This window comes from Agromyces sp. NPDC127015, assembly GCF_042725165.1.
In the GTDB taxonomy this organism is placed as follows: Bacteria; Actinomycetota; Actinomycetes; order Actinomycetales; family Microbacteriaceae; genus Agromyces; species Agromyces chromiiresistens.
In genome coordinates, this window is the sequence record NZ_JBHXDI010000003.1 from 91,430 (window position 1) to 107,238 (window position 15,809).

Annotated in this window: 16 protein-coding genes; 10 read left to right on the forward strand and 6 right to left on the reverse strand. The window is 72.9% G+C overall.

What is annotated here, in order from left to right:
• Positions 1-6 precede the first annotated feature (6 nt).
• Positions 7-423 (reverse strand): hypothetical protein, encoded by a 417-nt coding sequence (locus ACFWGP_RS09810; protein WP_376930794.1) that lies wholly within the window; start codon positions 421-423, stop codon positions 7-9.
• 271 nt (positions 424-694) lie between these two features.
• Positions 695-1,897: an MFS transporter gene (locus tag ACFWGP_RS09815; protein ID WP_376930795.1), complete on the reverse strand. Its 1,203-nt coding sequence runs from the start codon at positions 1,895-1,897 to the stop codon at positions 695-697.
• Positions 1,898-1,956: 59 nt separating this feature from the next.
• On the opposite strand from ACFWGP_RS09815, the gene ACFWGP_RS09820 reads away from it, so the two are divergent.
• Complete coding sequence (locus ACFWGP_RS09820) at positions 1,957-2,319, forward strand: MerR family transcriptional regulator (RefSeq protein WP_376930796.1); 363 nt, start codon at positions 1,957-1,959, stop codon at positions 2,317-2,319.
• A 129-nt stretch (positions 2,320-2,448) separates the two neighbouring features.
• Here ACFWGP_RS09820 and ACFWGP_RS09825 read toward each other — a convergent pair whose 3' ends face one another.
• Positions 2,449-3,456 (reverse strand): cell wall-binding repeat-containing protein, encoded by a 1,008-nt coding sequence (locus ACFWGP_RS09825; RefSeq protein ID WP_376930797.1) that lies wholly within the window; start codon positions 3,454-3,456, stop codon positions 2,449-2,451.
• Positions 3,457-3,531: 75 nt separating this feature from the next.
• Positions 3,532-4,569 carry an o-succinylbenzoate synthase gene (locus ACFWGP_RS09830; protein ID WP_376930798.1) on the reverse strand — a complete coding sequence of 346 codons (1,038 nt, stop codon included), beginning with the start codon at positions 4,567-4,569 and terminating at the stop codon, positions 3,532-3,534.
• A gap of 55 nt (positions 4,570-4,624) precedes the next feature.
• Here ACFWGP_RS09830 and ACFWGP_RS09835 point away from each other — a divergent pair, with 55 nt between their 5' ends.
• The 3 genes from ACFWGP_RS09835 to ACFWGP_RS09845 all read left to right on the forward strand — a co-directional run bounded on the left by ACFWGP_RS09835 (position 4,625) and on the right by ACFWGP_RS09845 (position 7,145).
• Positions 4,625-4,834, forward strand: a complete 210-nt coding sequence (locus ACFWGP_RS09835) for a hypothetical protein (protein ID WP_376930799.1) — start codon at positions 4,625-4,627, stop codon at positions 4,832-4,834.
• 102 nt (positions 4,835-4,936) lie between these two features.
• Positions 4,937-5,875 carry a 1,4-dihydroxy-2-naphthoyl-CoA synthase gene (locus ACFWGP_RS09840; RefSeq protein WP_275506135.1) on the forward strand — a complete coding sequence of 313 codons (939 nt, stop codon included), beginning with the start codon at positions 4,937-4,939 and terminating at the stop codon, positions 5,873-5,875.
• Positions 5,876-5,888: 13 nt separating this feature from the next.
• On the forward strand, positions 5,889-7,145 hold the full coding sequence (locus tag ACFWGP_RS09845; protein ID WP_376930800.1) for an AMP-binding protein: 1,257 nt from the start codon (positions 5,889-5,891) through the stop codon (positions 7,143-7,145).
• Between the two features lie 317 nt (positions 7,146-7,462).
• On the opposite strand, the gene ACFWGP_RS09850 is transcribed toward ACFWGP_RS09845, so the two are convergent.
• Positions 7,463-9,013, reverse strand: a complete 1,551-nt coding sequence (locus tag ACFWGP_RS09850) for an MFS transporter (RefSeq protein WP_376930801.1) — start codon at positions 9,011-9,013, stop codon at positions 7,463-7,465.
• Between the two features lie 97 nt (positions 9,014-9,110).
• Between ACFWGP_RS09850 and ACFWGP_RS09855 the strand changes: the two genes are divergently transcribed.
• Both ACFWGP_RS09855 and ACFWGP_RS09860 read left to right on the forward strand, forming a co-directional pair.
• On the forward strand, positions 9,111-9,557 hold the full coding sequence (locus ACFWGP_RS09855) for a MarR family winged helix-turn-helix transcriptional regulator (RefSeq protein ID WP_231428823.1): 447 nt from the start codon (positions 9,111-9,113) through the stop codon (positions 9,555-9,557).
• A gap of 156 nt (positions 9,558-9,713) precedes the next feature.
• Positions 9,714-10,694: a 1,4-dihydroxy-2-naphthoate polyprenyltransferase gene (locus ACFWGP_RS09860; RefSeq protein ID WP_231428822.1), complete on the forward strand. Its 981-nt coding sequence runs from the start codon at positions 9,714-9,716 to the stop codon at positions 10,692-10,694.
• 15 nt (positions 10,695-10,709) lie between these two features.
• On the opposite strand, the gene ACFWGP_RS09865 is transcribed toward ACFWGP_RS09860, so the two are convergent.
• Positions 10,710-11,018 (reverse strand): DUF4229 domain-containing protein, encoded by a 309-nt coding sequence (locus ACFWGP_RS09865; RefSeq protein ID WP_231428821.1) that lies wholly within the window; start codon positions 11,016-11,018, stop codon positions 10,710-10,712.
• A gap of 72 nt (positions 11,019-11,090) precedes the next feature.
• Here ACFWGP_RS09865 and ACFWGP_RS09870 point away from each other — a divergent pair, with 72 nt between their 5' ends.
• Genes ACFWGP_RS09870 through ACFWGP_RS09885 form a run of 4 tightly spaced genes read left to right on the forward strand, consistent with a single transcriptional unit; the run spans position 11,091 to position 15,743 of the window.
• Positions 11,091-11,528, forward strand: coding sequence for a PLDc N-terminal domain-containing protein (locus ACFWGP_RS09870; RefSeq protein WP_231428820.1), 438 nt, complete (start codon positions 11,091-11,093; stop codon positions 11,526-11,528).
• Between the two features lie 21 nt (positions 11,529-11,549).
• Entirely contained in the window at positions 11,550-13,550 is a 2,001-nt protein-coding gene (gene menD, locus ACFWGP_RS09875; RefSeq protein WP_376930802.1) for a 2-succinyl-5-enolpyruvyl-6-hydroxy-3-cyclohexene-1-carboxylic-acid synthase, read from the forward strand.
• Positions 13,551-13,602: 52 nt separating this feature from the next.
• Entirely contained in the window at positions 13,603-14,460 is an 858-nt protein-coding gene (locus tag ACFWGP_RS09880; RefSeq protein ID WP_231428818.1) for a polyphosphate kinase 2 family protein, read from the forward strand.
• A gap of 38 nt (positions 14,461-14,498) precedes the next feature.
• Entirely contained in the window at positions 14,499-15,743 is a 1,245-nt protein-coding gene (locus tag ACFWGP_RS09885) for an isochorismate synthase MenF (RefSeq protein ID WP_376930803.1), read from the forward strand.
• Positions 15,744-15,809 lie beyond the last annotated feature (66 nt).

Sequence of the window (15,809 nt, forward strand, 5' to 3'; positions counted from 1 at the left end):
CGCGCGTCAGAACGGCATCGGGACGCCGCACTCCTCGAAGCTGCCAACGATGTCGGCGCCGTGCGCGGCGAAGATCTCGTCGATGCCCGACCCGTCGCCCGCCTTCTCGGGGTGCGGGTTGTTCGAGGCGATCGTGCCGTCCTGGCCGACCGCGCCCTTCACCATGATCGTGAACGACGTCGGCGCGCCGGTGGCGGCGTACGCGTCGAGCACGCACTCGGCATCGTCCTCGGGCAGTCCCGCGGTGAGTTCGTCGATGTGCACGGTCAGCCAGGCCTGCGAGTGCGAGGCGCCCGCGTTGCCCTGCTCCGAGCGGTTCGGGTTGAAGCACTCGTGCGCGAAGGCGGCGGTGCCGCTCGCGAGCACGCCTGCCGCGGCGAGCGCGACGCCCGCCCCGATCGTGGTCATGGTCTTCTTGAACATCTGGTCTCCTTCGGGTGGAAATCGGGTCGTGCGACGCGCAGTGCGCACGCACGGTCTCCACCGTCGCCGGTGGGGCCGCCGGTGGCATCGGTGCCCGCACTGAGACGAAGCGTTCTCGGCCCGGAGGCTGCACCCCAATCCGGGGGGAATCGACCGGTGCCGATGATGACTCGAGCGCGCGCCGAGCCCGTCGGTCGAGGAGGCGCGATGCAACGTGTCGAGGCCGATCCTGTTGCGTTCGCGCTCCTCCGACACTGAGTCGCAGCGCGACTCAGTGTCGGAGCGGGGCGAAGGCGGCACGCGAGGTCGACGCGATGAGCGCCGCGACGGCGACGAGCACGAGGGCGACCCAGGGCAGGGCGGCGACCCCGGCGGCCTCGAGCACGATCCCGCCGATGAAGGCGCCGGCGGCGATCGAGCCGTTCCAGGTCGCGACGACCATCGACTGGGCGACGTCGGCGGCGCTGCCGGCGATGCGCGCGGGCGCGGACTGCAGCAGGGTCGGTGCTCCGCCGTACGCGATGCCCCAGAGCGCGACCGCGGCGTACACGGCGATCGGCTGCGCCGCGAGGCATCCGATCGCGATCATCGCCGCGCCGAGTGCGACCGCGGCGATCAGCACCATCGCGCGCAGGTGCCGGTCGACGAGCGCGCCCGAGACGAGGACGCCCGCGACGGCGAAGACGCCGAACACGAGCAGCACGATGTCGAGGTGTCCGTCGAGGCCCGACGGCACCGTGAGCGGCGCGATGTAGGTGTACGCGACGTTGTGCGCGAGCACGAATGCGGCGGTCGTCGCCAGCACGGCGACAAGGCCCGGCAGACGCAGCACGGTGCCGAGCCGCGGACGCGAGCCCGCCTTCTCGCCGGGGAACCCGGGCAGCGCGAGCGCGGCCCACGCGGCGAGCACGAGCGCGAGGCCCGCGAGCACGGCGAACGCCGAGCGCCAGCCGAGCGCCGCGCCGAGGGTCGTGGCGATCGGGAGGCCGAAGGCGAAGGCGAGCGGCGTGCCGACCATGGCGATCGAGAGTGCTCGGCCCGAGTGCTCGGGCTCGACCATGCGCATCGCGTAGCCGGCCGCGATCGCCCAGAGGAGTCCGGCGAGCATTCCGCCGATCGTGCGCGCCACGAGGATGGTCGTGTAGTCGCCGGCGATCGCGGTCACGCCGCTGACGAGCGCGAAGCCGACCACCAGGGCGAGCAGCAGTCGCTTTCGCGGCACGGCGCGGGTCAGCGCGGTGAGCGGGATGGCCGTCACGGCCGTCGTCACGGCGTACGCGGCGACGAGCCATCCGATCTGCGCCTCGGTGACGCCGAGGTCGGCGCTCATCTGCGGCAGGAGGCCGGCCGGCATGATCTCGGTGACGACGCCGACGAACACGATCGCGGCCAGGGCGAGCAGGCCGTTGTAGGGGAGTCGCGTGGGCGACGGCGCGTCGACGACGGGTGCGGGAGCGGTGATCGGAGAAGCCATGCCGCTAGTGTCGAACCTTGACACTAGTGTTAAGGTCAAGTCGACTTCTTGGAGGCGTCATGCGCATCGGTGAACTCGCCTCGCAGACCGGGGTGTCGACCCGGCTGCTGCGCTACTACGAGGCCCAGGGGCTCATCTCGTCGACGCGTGAGAGCAACGGGTACCGCGACTACCCCGACGGCGCCGTCGAGCGGGTCGGGCAGGTGCGCGACCTCATCGACGCCGGCATCCCGACCGCGGTGATCCTCGACATGATCCCGTGCCTCGCGAGCGTGGCCGATCCCGATACGCCGGTCATCCAGCGCGCGCTCGCCGAGTCGCTCGCCGAACGCCGTGCACAGCTCGACCAGCGCATCGGCTGCCTCACGAAGAACCGCGACGCGATCGCCGCGTACCTCGACCGCGCGACGATCACGAGCTGAGCCGCCGCCCTCGGCCGAAGGGGCGTGCAGCACCGCCCTCGGAACACCCGCCGCAACGAGGAAGGGCCGCGCCGAAACGAGGAGGGGCCGCGGCGAAACGCGCCGCGGCCCCTCGATCGGCAGCTGAGATCAGGCGCAGCGCCGCAGCTTCGCCACACCGTCGCCGAGCGCGCCCTTGCCGCCCAGCAGCACGATCTTGTCGGGCTGGGCCTTGTTGAGCGAGTCGAGCACGGCGCCCGGCACGCAGTTGCCCTGCACGAGGAAGAGCGGACCGTCGAAGCGGCCGGCGAGGCCGCCGCCGGCGAGGGCGTCGGCGAAGCCCGTGCCGACGGCGAGGTAGGCGACGTCGTAGTACACGTCGTACTCGCCGGAGTTGAGCTTCGCCGCCGTGGCGTAGCGGTCGGCGCCCGCGATGCGCGTGACCATCTCATGGGTCGACTTCAGCTGACGCTCGATGCCCGACGAGACGGCACCGGTGCCACCCGCGATGAGCGCGTACTGCGAGTCGTACTTCGTGAGCGCCGACTGCGTCGCGCTGTCAAGCGATGACTTCTTGCCGTCGACGAGCAGCACCGGCGCACCGTTCACGCCTGCGATCGGGGCGACCGCAAGCGCGTCGGGGAAGTCGCGGCCGGTCGCGAAGGCCGTTCCGCCCTCCCACGCGCCGTAGGCGGCGATCGCACGGCTCGTGGCGTAGCGGTCGGCGCCGGAGAGGCGCTTCACGGGAACGCCGAGCTTGGCGAGCTGGCTCTCGACGTTCTTGCTGACGGCGCCGGTGCCGCCGGCGATCACGATCTCGTTCGGCGAGATGCGCTTGATCTCGTTGACGACGCCGGCGGGAATGGCGTTCGGTTGCACGAGGAGCAGGGGGCTCGCGAACAGCGCCGCCGTCGCCGAGACGCTCAGCGCGTCGGGGAACGCCGTTCCGGTCGCGATGAACACACGCGAGGCCGTGTCGGGGAACTTCTTCGAGATCGCGATCGCGGTCTGGTAGCGGTCGGCGCCTGCGAGGCGCTCGACCTGCGGGGTCCACGCGGCGGTGGCCGGAGCAGCGGGGCCCACGACCGCGCCGGCGAGTGCGGCGGCCGTCGCGGCGGCGGCGAACAGCAGGGAGAAACGTCGTCTTCTGGAGGTCATCGAGTGGCTTTCGTGTCGAGATCGGCAGACTCCGCAAACCTAACCGACGGGACCGGTTATGCCCGCATTCGGGGGTCACCGCGCGTCGGAGAGCACCTCGTGGCAGCGGCCGACCCGTTCCATCCACCAGTCGATCCGCTCCTCGGTCGCCGCGTAGCGGTCGAGCAGCCCGGGGTCGGGCACGACCCGCCGGACCGCGATCGACCCGCCCTCGGCGAGGAGCGGCGACGCCGAGACATCCGCCGCCAGCAACGACGCCGTGCCGAGCCCGCAGTCGAACTCGAGGGACGGCACCGACGCGGCCAGCTGCGCGCCCATCGCGAGGCCGACGCTCGTGTCGAGCGCGCTCGACACGACGACCGGCAGGCCGGCCTCGGCCACGATGGCGAGCGCGCGGCGGATGCCGCCGAGCGGCTGCGCCTTGATCACCAGCAGGTCGGCGGCGCCCGCCTGGGCGACCGCGAGCGGGTCGTCGGCGCGCCGCACGCTCTCATCGGCCGCGATCGGAATGCCCATGTACTTCGTGCGCCGACGGATCTCGGCAAGCTCCTCGACCGTCGCGCACGGCTGCTCGACGTACTCGAGGTCGAACGGCGCGAGCGCATGGATGGCGTGCTCGGCCTCGTCGACGTTCCAGCCGCCGTTCGCGTCGACTCGCACCCGGCCCTCGGGGCCGAGCGCCTCGCGCACGGCGCGCACCCGCGCCACGTCCTGCGCGAGCGTCTGGTCGGAGCCCGCGACCTTCACCTTCGCCGTGCGGCACCCGGCGAAGCGGGCGAGCACGGCGGGCACGCTGTCGGGATCGACGGCGGGCACCGTCGCGTTCACGGGGATGCGGTCGCGCAGGGCGGGCGGCGGAGCGTTCCAGCCGTAGTCGATCGCGGCGGCCAGCCAGGCGGATGCCTCGTCGTCGTCGTACTCGGCGAACGGGCTGAACTCGGTCCAGCCCTCGGGCCCCTCGACGAGCATCGCCTCGCGCACGTCGATGCCGCGGAAGCGCGTCACGAGCGGCAGTGCGACGACGCGCGCGGTGGCGAGCAGCTCGTCGAGCGAGGGGAGCGCCGGGAGCGCCGGGAGTGCTGCGGGGGCGGCGGGACGTTCGGCGGACGGCATGAGCCAAGTCTCGCATCCGGTGGACTGACGCGAACAGGGGAATAGGGTGGGACGCATGGGCGCTGACGGAATCGACGAGTTCGGACTCGAGGCGACCGAGGTGCGCGCCGAGTCGACCGGGCGCGACATCGCGATCGGCGTCGGCGGCATCCTCGTCGTCATCGCGGCGGCGATCCCGCTGACGTGGGGTGTCCTCACCGTGGGCACGGCGGTGTATGCGCTCGTGAGCGGCATGCTCGCCGGGGCGACGGGCACCGGCGTCTGAGACCGCGCGACTGCGGCGGCCCGCTGCGGCCGGCAGCCCTCGCGCGGCAGCGCCTCGCGGGCCGGCCCGCCCGCCGGCGGGCGCCGCAATAGGCTTGGGTGCATGAGCGCCGAGGTCTCCGAACTGTTCGATCCGGGCGAGTGGGCCGAGGCTCCGGTCGGGGCGTCGTTCACCGACATCACCTACCACCACTCGCTCGACGGCCGCATCGCGCGCATCGCGTTCGACCGGCCCGAGGTGCGCAACGCGTTCCGCCCGCACACGGTCGACGAGCTGTACCGGGCCCTCGAAGACGCCCGCACGAACCCGCGCATCGGCGTCGTGCTGCTCACGGGCAACGGCCCGAGCCCGAAGGACGGCGGCTGGGCGTTCTGCTCGGGCGGCGACCAGCGCATCCGCGGACGCGACGGCTACAAGTACTCCGACGCCGAGACCGCGATCGTCGACGGGTCGGGCGGCACCGCCGACCCGCACGGGCACGCGGCGGTCGGCCGCCTGCACATCCTCGAGGTGCAGCGGCTCATCCGCTTCATGCCGAAGGTCGTCGTCGCGGTCGTGCCCGGCTGGGCGGCCGGTGGCGGGCACTCGCTCCACGTGGTCTGCGACCTCACGATCGCATCGCGCGAGCACGGGCGCTTCAAGCAGACCGATGCCGACGTGGGTTCCTTCGATGCCGGTTACGGCTCGGCGTACTTCGCCCGCCAGATCGGTCAGAAGTTCGCGCGCGAGGTCTTCTTCCTCGCCGAGGAGTACTCGGCCGACCGCGCCTACGAGATGGGCGCCGTGAACCGGGTCGTGCCGCACGCCGAGCTCGAGCGCGAGGCGATCGCGATGGCGCGCACGATCCTCACGAAGTCGCCGACGGCGATCCGCATGCTGAAGTTCGCGTTCAACGCGGTCGACGACGGCATGGTCGGCCAGCAGGTCTTCGCCGGTGAGGCGACCCGGCTCGCCTACGGAACGGATGAAGCGGTCGAGGGCCGCGACGCGTTCCTCGAGAAGCGCGACCCCGACTGGGGGCCGTACCCGTGGCACTTCTAGCTCGGGCGGTGACATGAAACCGCTCGTGCAGGTTGCGGCCGAGGATGCCTCGGCGCTGACCGCCGCGCTCGCCGCCGCGCTCGACGGCGGCCCCGCCGTCTGGCCGGTGCCCGGCCCGGCCGCTTCCGGGGGAGCAGTCCCGCAGGCGGCGGATGAGATGGCCCACGATTTCCGCCAAAATGCACCCCCGGATCGTGCGGCGGCGCGCGTCGCGGGCCGCGAGGTCGACGACGCCGTCGCGCTCGTGGTCGAGACGAGCGGGTCGACCGACCGCCCGAAGCGCGTGCTGCTGTCGGCCGGCGCGCTCGAGGCGAGCGCGCACGCGACCCACGATGCGCTCGGCGGGCCCGGGCAGTGGCTGCTCGCCCTGCCGGGTCACTACATCGCGGGGGCGCAGGTGCTCGTTCGCGGCATCGTCGCCGGTACCGAGGCCGTCGTGGTCGGCGACGGGGGAGGGGGCGGCTTCAGGCCCGCGGCGTTCGCCGAGGCATCCGCCCGCATGCTGCCCGACGTGCCGCACTACACGTCGCTCGTGCCGGTGCAGCTCGGCCGGGTCGTCGAGGCGGCCGAGCGCGACGCGTTCATCGCGGCGGCGCTGCGGTCGTTCGACGCGATCCTCGTCGGCGGGCAGGCGCTCGGCGCCGAGGTCGCGGCCCGGGCCGACGCGCTCGGTGCGCGCATCGTGCGCACCTACGGTTCGAGCGAGACCGCGGGCGGGTGCGTGTACGACGGGCTGCCGATCGGTGACACGCGCATCCGCTTCGACGACGGCTCGATCGAGCTCGGCGGCTCGAGCCTCGCCGACGGCTACCTCGACGACCCCGAGCGCACCGCGGCGGCGTTCGTCGTCGATCGCGGCGTGCGCTGGTACCGCACGGGCGACCTCGGCGAGTTCGATGCCGACACCGGCCGGCTGCGCGTGCGCGGACGCGCCGACGACGTCATGATCTCGGGCGGCGTGAAGGTCGTGCTCGGCGAGGTCGAGCGCGCGGTGCGCCGGCTGCCCGGATGCGGCGACGCGGTCGTCGTCGCGGTGCCCGACCCCGAGTGGGGCGAGCGGGCGGCGGTCGTCGTGGGCGCCGGCACGGAGGGCGTCGAGGTCGACGACGAGGAGTTCGAGCTCGGCCGGCTCCGCGAGGCGACGGATGCCTCGGGCCTCGGCCCCGCCGCCCGGCCCGTGCGGCTCGTGGTCGCCGACCCCTGGCCCCTGCTCGCCTCGGGCAAGCCCGACCGCCGGGCCCTCGCGGCCCTCGCCGCCGCGCCGCGCTGACTCGCCGCCGCAACCCGTCCCCCCGCGCACGACTCGCCGGAAAATGCGCTTCCCGGGTCGGCGATGCGCAACTTTCGGCGACTCGCCGCGCGGTGCTGACGTGCCACCCGCCTCGTGTCGCACGACTCGCCGAAACGTGCGCTTCCCGGCCCGGCGAAGCGCAACTTTCGGCGAGTCGCCGCGCGGTGCTGACGTGCCACCCATCTCGTGTCGCACGACTCGCCGGAAAATGCGCTTCCCGGCCCGGCGAAGCGCACGTTCCGGCGACTCGCGCACCGGTGGGGTGCGGGCCGCGCGCGGGGATCCGCGCGTGGGGATCAGCCCGCCGAGGCGGGGCCCGTCGCGACGACGATCGGCGTCGCGGACGCGGCGCCCGCCTCGACCGCGGCATCCGCCTCGACCGCGGCATCCGCCTCGATCGCGGCGTCGCCCTCGGCGAGCCGGCGCTCCTCGTCGAGGTGGGCCTGCACGGCCGCCCGCCCGGGCAGCAGCAGGCTCGCGACGGCGGCGATCGCGAAACCGGCGACCGCGACCCAGACCGAGGCCTGCAGGGCGGTGAGCACGTGCTCGCGGCTCCAGTCGTCGCCGACGATCGAGAAGAACACGGTCGTCGAGATCGCCACGCCCGCCGCCGCGCCGAGCTGCTGGAACGTGCTGTACGCCCCGGAAGCGGCCCCGGCGTCGGTGACCGGCACGGTCGCGAGCGCGACATCGACGAGCGGGATCACGAGCAGCGCGAGCCCGATCCCGGCGATGAGCATCGGCCAGACCGCCGCCCAGCCCGTGAACGCGGCGCCGGTGTCGGCGACGATCGCGAACGTCCACAGCACGCCGGCGGCGAGCGTCACTGCGCCGAGCGTCACGAGGTACTTGCCGACCCGCGCGACGAGCGGGATGACGACGCCCGTGCCGACCATCGCGCCGAGGCTGAAGGCGAGCAGGTTGAGCCCTGCGGTGAGCGCGTCGAAGCCGAGGGCGATCTGCAGGTAGACGATGAACGGCAGCGTGAAGGCGTTGAGCGCGCCCTGGAACGCGGCCTGCGTGACGATGCCGGCCGAGAAGCCGCGATCGGCGAAGAGCGGCATCGGCAGCAGGGCCGATCCGTCACGGCGCATGCGCCGGCGCTCGACGACGACGAACACGCCGAGCAGCGCCACGCCGGCGGCGACCGGCCACCACAGCCACGCCGGCCAGCCGAGCGACTGCCCCTCGACGAGCGGCACCATGAACGCGAGCACGACGGCGCTGAGCAGCACCACGCCCGTGAGGTCGAGGCGCATCGGCCGCGACGAGCGGGTCTCGGGCACGAAGATCGCGGCGAGCACGAAGATGACGATGCCGACCGGGATGTTGATGAGGAACACCGTGCGCCAGCCGAGCCCCCACAGGTCGGCGTCGATGAGCCACCCGCCGAGCACGGGGCCGGCGACCGCGGCGAGTCCGCTGACGCCGCCGATGAGGCCGTACATGGGCGCGCGCTCGCGCGGCGAGAACAGCGCCTGCACCGAGGCGAGCAGCTGCGGCACCATGAGCGCGGCGAACAGCCCCTGCAGGATGCGGGTGACGACGAGCACGTCGCCCGACCAGGCGAGCGACGCGGCGGCAGAGGCGAGGGTGAACCCACCGATGCCGATGAGGAAGATGCGACGCCGCCCGAACAGGTCGCCGAGCCGGCCGCCCGTGATGAGGGCGACCGCGAAGGCGAGCATGTAGCCGCTCACGATCCATTCGAGTTGCGATTCGGATGCCTCGAGGTCGGCGCCGATCGTCGGCAGGGCGACCTGCACGATGGTGACGTCGAGCAGGTCCATGAACGAGGCGAAGAGCAGGATGCCGATGGCGAGTCCTCGGCGAGGTGCGGTGGCCATGGCGGCCGTCCTTTCGTATGCTGGGTTTGGTTCCGAAACGGAATAGTTCTGATATGGGATAATCCCACATTGGAGAGAATAGAAGGGTGCCGTCGGGATGTCAAGCAAGGCCGAGATCTCCGCGCGCATCTCCGAGCTCATGCAGCTCGTCATCGCGTCGTCGGTCATGAGCAACGAGCGCATCGCGCGGTCGATGGGCATCAACGTCGTCGACCTGCAGGCGCTCGGGTTCATCGCCCGCAGCGGCGCACCCATGACGGCCGGTGAGGTCAGCCAGGCGACCGAGCTGCCGACGAGCACGACGACGCGCGTGCTCGACCGCCTCGAGAAGCAGGGCTACATCGAGCGATCGCACGACCCGGCCGACCGCCGCCGCGTGGTCGTTCAGCTCGCGCCCGGCGCGCTCGCCGGTGCAGGTGCGGGCGGCGACGACGACCCGTACCGCGACATCCTCGAGGGCATGCGGCGGGCGCACGAGGGGTTCACCGTCGCCGAGCTCGAGGTGGTCGCGCGATACCTCGACGTCGTGAAGGACGTGCGGTGAGGCGGTCGGTCGAGTAGCGACGGAGGAGCGTATCGAGGCCGCCTGGCCGGCGTGGTCTCGATCCGGCGCTGCACGCCTCCTCGACCGACCTGCGCTGAGCGACCCCATAGCCGCGCGAACTAGCATGGCCGTGTGGCACGCCCGAAACCCCAACGGATGACCCCAGCCGACCAGCCTGCGAAGCGCCCGCGCACGCACAGCCGGTCGGGAAACCCCGCGAAGGCCTCCGGCCGCGTCGAGGCGGCGAAGCCGGTCGGCCCCGCGACCGCCGCCGACTGGATCTCAGGCGCGCGCCTGCGCACCCTTCCGCTCGCGATCGCCCCGGTGGCGCTCGGCACGGGCGCCGGCGTGCTCGCGATCGCCGAAGGCCCGTGGCATCCCGCCCGCGCCCTGCTCGCCCTCGTCGTCGCGCTCGCGCTGCAGATCGGCGTCAACTACGCGAACGACTACTCCGACGGGGTGCGCGGCACCGACGACCACCGGGTCGGCCCAGCACGACTCACCGGGTCGGGTGCGGCGAAGCCGAAGCACGTGCTCGCCGTCGCCCTCGCGTTCTTCGCGATCGCGGCCCTCGCGGGCCTCGCGCTCGTCGTCGTGACGCAGCAGTGGTGGCTGCTCGCGATCGGAGCGGTCGCGATCGTCGCAGCCTGGTTCTACACCGGCGGCAAGCACCCGTACGGCTACTACGGGCTCGGCGAGCTGTTCGTGTTCGTGTTCTTCGGCCTCGTCGCGACCGCCGGTTCGGCGTACGTGCAGGCGCTCACCGTCAACCTCGAGGCGTGGCTCGGCGGCGTCGGCACCGGGCTGCTCGCGTGCGCCGTGCTCATGGCCAACAACCTGCGCGACGTCGCACAGGACAAGCTCGCCGGCAAGCGCACCCTCGCCGTGCTCGTGGGCGAGCGCGCGGGCAGGGTGCTCTTCGTCGTGTTCGCGCTCGTGCCGTTCGCGATCGCCGGCTTCCTCGCGATCTTCTACCCGACGGCGTGGCTCGTGCAGTTCGCGTTGCTCGCCCTGCTGCCGGCGTGCCTCATCGTGCTCACCGCGAAGACGCCGCGCGAACTCATCACGGCGCTGCAGCTCACGAGCCTGACGGCGCTCGTCTACGGCGTCGGACTGGGGCTCGTGCTCGCGTTCTGACGCCGGCGGGCCGGGCTACTCGGGCTTGCGTGCGGCGTCGGCCGAGGCATCCGCGTCGCGCGAAGCGGCGTCGAGCGCCGCGTCCTCCTCGGCGTCGTCCTCGCGCACGAGCGGCTTCTCGCGGTGGCGCGCCTCGTAGAGGTCGCTCGACATCGCGTTGCGCGGCTTGCGCAGGAAGATGAGCGATGCGCTCAGCCCGAACAGGGCGGCGACGATCGCCGACACCCACACGTTCACCCCCGCGATCAGCAGCACGGCGAGCGGCGCGGCGAACAGCACGACGCGAATGGCCGTGTACCAGATCCAGACGGGTACGGATTTCACCCTGACAGTGTAGGCGCGGAGACTGCACGCGACTCCCAGCCTGCCGTGACCCGGCGAGCATAGACTTGGGGCATGGCACGGCTGCTCTTCGGACTCGTCGTCGCCGTGGCGATCTTCATGATCTACGCGGTCGTCGACTGCGCCCTGATCGATCGCTCCCGCATCCGGGGCATCGCCCGTGGATGGTGGATCGTCGTGATCCTCGTCATTCCCGTGATCGGCGGGCTGCTCTGGTTCTTCGTCGGCCGCGCCCGCGCCGAACGCATGCCCAGCGGCCGACTCCGCACGGTCGCCCCCGACGACGACGCCGACTTCCTGCGTCGCCTCGGCGTCGACGCGGCACAGGAAGAGCGGATCCGTCGCCTCGAAGCGGAACTCGCCGACCTCGACGGCGAGCCCGATGCCTCGGCCGACGGCCGCAACGCCGGCCACCAGGCCGAACCCGGCACGCACCCCGAGAACCCCGACAAGCCGGGGGAGCCCGGATCCACGGGCCGCCCGAATGCCTGAGCCCGCCCCGGTGGTCGAGCGGTGAGCGCCGGCGAGCGTTTCGAGACCGCCCCCGCCACCGCCTACTCGGTCGCGCTCTTCGACGCCCTGACCGCGGCAGGGGTCACCGATGTCGTCGTCGCACCCGGGTCGCGGTCGCAGGCACTCGCCCTCGCCGCCGCCGAGTTCGAGCGGCTCGGCCGGCTGCGCCTGCATGTGCGCATCGACGAACGCGGCGCCGGATTCCTCGCGCTCGGCCTCGCCGTCGAGCGCGGCCGCCCCGCCGTCGTCGTGACGACCTCGGGCACGGCGGTCGCGAACCTGCATCCCGCGGTGCTCGAGGCGCATCACTCGGGGGTTCCGCTCGTGCTCGTCACCTCCGATCGCCCCGCCGAGATGCGCGGCATCCGCTCGAACCAGACGACCATGCAGCCCGGCATCTTCGCGGGAGCGGTCCGGCTCGAACGCGACGTGACCGCGCCCGAGGGGGCCCCGGGCGAGGCGGCCGCCGCCGAGCGGCTCGCGCGCGAGGCACTCGCCGCGGCGCTCGGGCGCGACCTCGACGGCGGGATCATCGCGCACCCCGGGCCCGGACCCGTGCACGTGAACCTGCAGCTGCGCGAACCGCTGTCGTCGGCGTGGAGCGGGTCGTCGAGCGACGACGGAGCGTCACGAGACCCGGCCGCCTCGAGCGGGTCGGAGAGCGGCGTCGGAGCGTCTCGAAACCCGGGCGGCCCCACCGGCGCCCTCATCGCCCGCGGCCCGCGCACCGTCGTCGTCGCGGGCGCCGGAGCCGGCCCCGAGGCCGAGGCGTTCGCACGTGCGGGCGACTGGCCGCTCATCGCCGAGGTCACGAGCGGTGCGCACTTCGGACCGAACCTCGTCGTCGCCTACCGCGAACTGCTGCGCGAGCCCGGCTTCGGCGACCAGGTGCAGCGGGTCGTCGTGTTCGGGCATCCGACGCTGTCGCGCGAGGTGCCGGCGCTCGTGCAGCGCGACGACGTCGAGTCGATCGTCGTCGCTCCGTCGGGCGTCGAATGGTTCAACCCGGGCCGTCGCGTGCGCCGCTTCGAACGCGCCGTGCACGCCGACCCCGCATCGCCGACCCCCGACGAGCGCGCCTGGGTCCGGCGCTGGGTGCATGCGAGCCGCATCGTCGTCGACGCCGGCCTGCCGACCGCGCCGCCGCCGGTCTCGCCGGGCATCGACGAGACGGGGCACGTGCACGACTTCGAGGCGCATCGCGAGTTCATGCGCGCCCAGCTCGACGGGGTGCGCGCGCCGATCACGCGCCGCATGCTCGTCGACGCGGTCTGGGCTGCGACGTGGCCGCACGACCGACTCGTGTTCGGGGCGTCGCGGTTGATCCGCGACGCCGACCGGGCGGTGCCCGGCCGCCGCATCGCGGCGCATGCGAACCGCGGGCTCGCCGGCATCGACGGAACGGTCGCCACCGCGCTCGGCATCGCGATCGCGAGCCAGCTGGATGCCTCGGCGGAAGAGCCGGTCGACGAGCGCCCGGCGAAGGAGGACGCGTCTCGAGTCCAGCCGCAGCCGGGTTCCCAGACGCCCGCCTCTCGCTCCTCGACCCACTCGGATTCCGCGCCTCGGCCCGCGGGCGGAGAGCTCGCCGCCATGCTCGCCGCGGCCGAACAGGTCGAGCGGTCGATCGCGGCCTCGGCCGAGGCATCCCGCGGCGGTGCTGCCGACTCGAGCACGACCCGTGCCCTCATCGGCGACCTGACCCTGCTGCACGATGTCGGGTCGATGCTGATCGGCGCCGGCGAGGCGCGGCCGCGGCTGCTCGTGATCGTCGGCAACGACGGCGGCGGCACCATCTTCGATTCGCTCGAAGTGGCCGGCACGGCACCGACCGACGCATTCGACCGCGTGCAGTACACGCCGCAGCACGTCGACGTCGCCGCGCTCGCGACCGCGTACGGCTGGGGATACCTGCGCGCGACGACCCGAGGCGAGCTCGACGAGGCGCTCGCGAAGCGGGTCGAGGGGCCGACGATCCTCGAGGTGCCGCTCCCGCGCTGAGGCGTTCGGCCACCCCTTGCCGCGGTCGCCGCGGCACCGGCAGGATGGCCGCATGAGCCGCGAATCGTTCTGGACCGCCGATCCCTCCGAACTGCTGCGCGTGGGAGAGGGGTTCCGCCTCGCCGATGCGCCGACCGACACGCACCCGGGTTTCGACGGCGGCAAGTCCGAGGGCAAGGACGCGCTCGACGAAGGCGCCGGCATCCTCGCCGAGCTGCAGGAGAAGCTGTTCGCCGGCAGCCGCATGGGCGGGCACCGCCGCCGCATCCTGCTCGTGCTGCAGGCGATGGACACCGCCGGCAAGGGCGGCATCGTGAAGCACGTCATGGGCGCCGTCGACCCGCAGGGCGTGCAGCTCGCATCGTTCAAGAAGCCCACCGAAGAGGAGCTCGGCCACGACTTCCTCTGGCGCATCAGCAAGGAGACGCCCGGACCGGGCATGATCGGCGTCTTCGACCGATCGCACTACGAGGACGTGCTCATCGGCCGGGTGCGCGAACTCGCCCCGCCCGAGGAGATCGAGCGCCGCTACGACGCGATCAACGAGTTCGAGCGCGGCCAGGTCGCGGGCGGCGCCACCGTCATCAAGGTCATGCTGCACATCTCGGGCGACGAGCAGAAGGAGCGCCTGCAGGAACGGCTCGACCGCCCCGACAAGCACTGGAAGTTCAACCCCGGCGACATCGACGAGCGAGTGCTCGCCCCCGCCTACCAGGAGGCCTACCAAGCGGTCTTCGACCGCACTTCGACGCCGGATGCCCCGTGGTACGTGATTCCGGCGGATCGCAAGTGGTACGCGCGGCTCGCGGTGCAGCACCTGCTCATCGACGCGCTCGAGGCCATGGACCTGTCGTGGCCGCTGGCCGACTTCGACCTCGCGACCGAGCGCGCGCGTCTCGCCGCCAGCTGACCGGCGGGCGCGGTCGGGCGCGGGCGTAGGCTGGTGCGGTGAGTCAGACGCACGCCAGGGCGCGCCTCGTGGTCAGAACGGTGGCCGTCGACGAGACCGAACCCCTGATTCCGCGCACCGACCCCCGCCATCCGCTCGTCTGGCTGCGTCGCGGCGAGGGCATCGTCGGACTCGGCGAAGTGCTGCGCATCGAGTCGTCGGGCGCCACCCGCATCGAGGATGCCGCGTCGGCGTGGACCTCGCTCGCGGAGGCCGCCGACATCGACGACCGGGTCGGCCTGCCGGGAACGGGGCTCGTCGCGTTCGGTGCGTTCGCATTCGCCGACGAGTCGACGGCGACGAGCGTGCTCATCGTGCCCGAGCTCGTCATCGGTCGTCGCGAAGGCCGCGCATGGGTCACCCGCATCGGCTTCGAGACGCCCGCCGAGGTGACGATTCCCGAGCCGTCGCCGAAGCGCCAGGTCCCACGGGTCGCCTTCGAGCCCGGTTCGATGCCGCCCGAGGCATACGAGGGCGCCGTCGCCGAGGCGGTGCGCCGCATCGACGCCGGCGAGTTCGAGAAGGCGGTGCTCGCGCGGCAGCTCGTCGGCACGCTGAGCGACGACGCGGGCCTGCGAGCCACGATCAACCGGCTCGCCGAGGACTACCCCGACACGTGGACCTTCGCCGTCGACGGACTCATCGGCGCGAGCCCCGAGACCCTCGTGCGGGTCGATCACGGCACCGTGTCGGCGCGCGTGCTCGCGGGCACGGCGCCGCGCGGTGCCGGCGAGGCATCCGACCGCGATCATGCCGCCACCCTCGCGGCGAGCGAGAAGAACCTGGCCGAGCACGCGCTCGCGGTCGCGAGCGCCGTGCAGCGGCTCGCACCGCACACCACCCGGCTCGACACGAGTCCCGAGCCGTTCACGCTGCAGCTGCCGAACCTGTGGCACCTCGCGACCGACCTCAAGGGCACGCTCGGCGACGGGTCGAACTCGCTCGACCTCGTGCGCGCGGTGCACCCGACGGCCGCGGTCGCCGGCACCCCGCGCAAGGTCGCGCTGCGCGCGATCGCCGAGCTCGAGGGCTTCGACCGGGGCCGCTACGCGGGGCCCGTGGGTTGGGTCGACGGCGACGGCGACGGCGAGTGGGCGATCGCGCTGCGCTGCGCGCAGGTCGACCCCGACGGCACGGTGACGGCGTATGCCGGTTGCGGCATCGTGCACGACTCGGTGCCGGCCGAGGAGCTCGCCGAGACCGACATGAAGTTCCGTCCGATCGTCGAGGCGTTCGGCGGGTAGCCGGCACCCGGCATATCCGGCACCGGCACCGGGCTCATCGGCGCGCGACGCCCGCCGGTAGACTCG